Raw genomic sequence first — 2115 nt, forward strand, 5'->3', positions numbered from 1 at the left:
ATGTTTGAGAAACATTTTAACGATCAGGCCGGGGTGCGCAAGGGCTTCTTTGGGTAGTTTATCCTGAGCGTAGCCGAAGGGTTTCTTTAGGCAAGTAAAGAAATGAACAGAAAATATCTTTTGAACTACAAAACCAATAGATTTCCAGTCAAGCTGAAAATGACGTATGTTTTGAACCGTCATTGACTCCGTCGAATCTTCGATTTCTCGCGTATGCGGGGATCTGTTGCTGTAAGTACTAAAAAGCAACTTTAAACTAAACAAAACACTCCCCTAGCCCCTCTCAAGAGGGGAATAGATTTGGACCAAAGAACAAACTGATTTCCAGTCAATACTTCAAATTAGCTTAGCAAAGGGCTGAAAATGACATATATTTTGTCATTTCGATTGCAATGAGAAATCACATAAAATTGAGCATTGGATGTGGTTCCTCCTTCGTCGGAATGACAAGTTATAAATGGTATTAAGTCAAAAGTGGGTATTTAATATCTAGTAGCCACAAGCCAAAAGCTAGTATTCTGTATCTATTAATAATTATTCCTTTTTCATTATTAATTAGTAAAAGTATGTTTTGAATAGGTAGCTTATTTTAAATCTTCTATTAATTTGTTGGGATTTTGTCGTGTATCGAATATGTTTGCTATTTCGATACGACTATATTTATAGTTTATCCAATAAACGACTTTGTAATTTTTATAAATTAAATAACGGAATACTTGTTTTCGATTATCAAGCGCATTTTCAATTTGACCAATTTCAGGTTGTTGCTCAATTCCTATTGTAGTATCAATAATTCCATTTATTAATTTTTGAGCAACTTTTTTACTAGCCTTTTCCGAATAATAACTATAAATGTCTTCGAGTTTATTTTCAGCCAGTTCTAACCAATAAACATCTAATTCCATTTTTGGATTTTAGCTTTCAAATCAGTTGCTTTAATCATCCTGCCATTTTTGGAATCCTCCATTGCTTGGTCAATTTCAGCATTGTATTGCTCCATACTCATTGGTTTGAAGCTTTTCTCAATTAACTCGTTTTTTCTTTTACGCAATAGTTTTTCAAGTCCACTAACAATTTCCTCGTTTTGGAGTCTTAAAAATTCTTGAACAAATATTATTTTTCTAGCTTCTAAATCCATTATTACTATCTTTTATTCAAATGTACAAAATTATCGACTTTGGTAAGTTTTTGATTTCTGATTTTTTTTCAGCTTGTCACCAATAAAAAAAATAAGTACCTGGTAATCAGTTTTTAGTAACAGTATTTAGTAGCAGTTTTAAATTTTAGGTTTTAAGTCAGTTTTCAGTAACAGTTTTAAGTTCTAAGTTTTAAGTTTTAAGTCAAAAGCCAGTTTTAAGTCACAAGTAATTATTCAACTGTAATATTCCCCTCTTGAGAGGGGTTAGGGGTGTGTATTTATAAATTAGTTTAATTATTAACAAAATCAACGCTACCGAAAAATTGCCTTTCCCCAACCCTAAAGGTAGTCAATTTTTCAATAGGAAAGTATTCAGTATCTGGTAATAATCAAAAATTAAACCAACGGTCATCCTCGCGAATGCGGGGATCTTTTACTATAAATACTAGAACATTCTTTGAACTACAATTTTATATTTACAATTATCATTCTTATTCTTTTTTCCATTGATGAAAAAAGAACCAAAAAAATCTAGTCTGATGTTATTTTTCTATAAAATTATCAAATCCTTTTAACCATCACGCCCAGACCGCTGCGCTCTTTGGACGCTGCTCCGGCCAACGCTAAAGAATTTGATATTTTATAACGAAAAATTCCATAGGACAACTCTTTTTTCAACATTGCAGTTTTGTTGGTTATTAGTGGTTTTGTCTTTGAACTAAACAAAACACTCCCCTAGCCCCTCTCAAGAGGGGAATGGATTTGAACCTAAGGACAAACTGATTTCAAGTCAATACTTCGACTTGGCTCAGCACAGGGCTGAAAATGACGTATGTTTTGTCATTTCGATTGCAATGAGAAATCACATAAAATTGAGCATTGGATGTGGTTCCTCCTTCGTCGGAATGACAAGTTATAAATGGTATTAAGTCAAAAGTGGGTATTTAATATCTAGTAGCCACAAGCCAAAAGCTAGT

The 2115-nt window shown here is 32.8% G+C and carries 3 protein-coding genes; all 3 read right to left on the reverse strand.

Annotated features, from left to right (window positions below; genetic code table 11):
• Window positions 1-183, reverse strand: a 183-nt coding sequence (locus EC396_RS17990) for a hypothetical protein (protein WP_205757962.1), incomplete at its 3' end; no start/stop codon positions are given.
• Window positions 184-584: 401 nt separating this feature from the next.
• The gene (locus tag EC396_RS12695) at window positions 585-905 is read right to left on the reverse strand and encodes a type II toxin-antitoxin system RelE/ParE family toxin (RefSeq protein WP_129366904.1); all 321 of its coding nucleotides are present in this window, start codon (window positions 903-905) and stop codon (window positions 585-587) included.
• Complete coding sequence (locus tag EC396_RS12700; RefSeq protein ID WP_129366905.1) at window positions 896-1138, reverse strand: hypothetical protein; 243 nt, start codon at window positions 1136-1138, stop codon at window positions 896-898. The genes EC396_RS12695 and EC396_RS12700 overlap by 10 nt, the downstream gene beginning before the upstream one ends.
• Window positions 1139-2115 lie beyond the last annotated feature (977 nt).

This window comes from Lutibacter sp. HS1-25 (assembly GCF_004121075.1).
GTDB lineage: Bacteria > Bacteroidota > Bacteroidia > Flavobacteriales > Flavobacteriaceae > Lutibacter.

Excerpts from the sequence above, each read along its gene's own strand:
- EC396_RS12695 (WP_129366904.1), bottom strand. The coding sequence starts at position 905 with ATGGAATTAGATGTTTATTGGTTAGAACTGGCTGAAAATAAACTCGAA.
- EC396_RS12700 (WP_129366905.1), bottom strand. The coding sequence starts at position 1,138 with ATGGATTTAGAAGCTAGAAAAATAATATTTGTTCAAGAATTTTTAAGA.